The organism is uncultured Methanofollis sp. (assembly GCF_937919355.1).
Taxonomy (GTDB): Archaea; Halobacteriota; Methanomicrobia; order Methanomicrobiales; family Methanofollaceae; genus Methanofollis.
The window spans coordinates 1-1,235 of record NZ_CALFSA010000011.1 but is presented as its reverse complement, the minus strand read 5'-3'; the positions used below and the strand labels follow the sequence as shown (position 1 = coordinate 1,235).

The 1,235-nt window shown below is 65.6% G+C and carries 2 protein-coding genes; both read right to left on the bottom strand.

The features are described from left to right. Positions 1–247: 247 nt before the first annotated feature. Complete coding sequence (gene moaC, locus Q0520_RS00510) at positions 248–718, bottom strand: cyclic pyranopterin monophosphate synthase MoaC (protein ID WP_298665269.1); 471 nt, start codon at positions 716–718, stop codon at positions 248–250. After that, positions 711–1,235 (bottom strand): ADP/ATP-dependent (S)-NAD(P)H-hydrate dehydratase (locus Q0520_RS00505; RefSeq protein WP_298665266.1); only part of this gene is annotated, 525 nt, incomplete at its 5' end. The genes moaC and Q0520_RS00505, both read right to left, overlap by 8 nt.

The window sequence follows — 1,235 nt, the reverse complement described above, 5'->3', positions numbered from 1 at the left end:
ATCATCCTCTTCAGGATCCTTGTTCTGTCTTCCCTGAACCAATCCCGAGCGGGGAACGAGCTTTAGCGAGTTTGAGAAAACCGTAGGTTTTCGATTACGACCGGAGGGAGTCGAGAAAGCCGGAGGCTTTCGAGAGCTGGGGGCTGCGAACGGAGTGAACGCGAGAAAATCTCTGATTTTCGGCGTAGTCTCCCGGCGAAGGATAGGGGGAAGGCGTCGGTTGTATCAACGCCTCACGCCAATCCTCTCACGCCTTCCCTTTCCTCTTCTCCACGACCCTGATCCCCTCGATCCTGGTGACCGGGTACTGCCCGTTTTCGTCCTTCTCCGCGGACTTCACCATGTCCCAGACGGTGAGGAGGGCGACGGAGACTCCGGTGAGGGCCTCCATCTCGACGCCGGTCTTGCCGTACGAGCGGACCTTCACCCGTGCGGTGATGCAACCATCCCCTTCCTCGAAGTCGGTCTCCACGCCGCCGAGGGCGAGGGGGTGGCACATCGGGATGATGCGGGAGGTGTCCTTCACCGCCATGGTGGCGGCGACCCGCGCCGTCGCCAGGACATTCCCCTTGATGACGGTCCCTTCACGGATCGCCGCAAGAGTCTCATCCCGCAGGTAGATCCGGCCCTCCGCGACCGCCGCACGCATGACGTCGGGTTTGTCGGAGACGTCGACCATGCGGGCGCGGTCGTCCGCGATATGGGTGAACTCAACCATAGAGTACCTCTGGAATCCGGCCGAGTATCTCTGTTGCGGTCATGCCGGCGTCACGCCCGGCGGCAGCGGCCTCCCCGGCGAGGCCGTTTACATAGGCCGCGACGCACGCAGCGTCGAAGGCCGGGAGGCGGCAGAAAAGGCCGGCCGCGACTCCGGCAAGGACGTCGCCCGTCCCGCCGACGGTCATTGCGGGGCACCCTGTCCTGTTGAAGCGGACCCTCCTGCCGTCTGAGATGATGTCGACGGCACCCTTCAGGAGGACTGCGGACCCTTCGGGCACGGCACCGCGGACAGTGCGGGCGCGGTCGCGCAGGGGTTGCGGGAGAGGACGGCCGAAGGCCCGGACGAACTCTGCTGCATGGGGGGTGTAGACGGTCTCCCCCCCCAGGGGCAGGGGGGTGCGGAGGGCGTCGGCGTCGAGGACGAGTTTCTTTGCAAGGGGTGCGAGGGCCGCCACCACGCCGTGGCTCCCCGTGCCGAGGCCGTTCCCGCAGAGAATGACGTCGGCCCTCTCCAC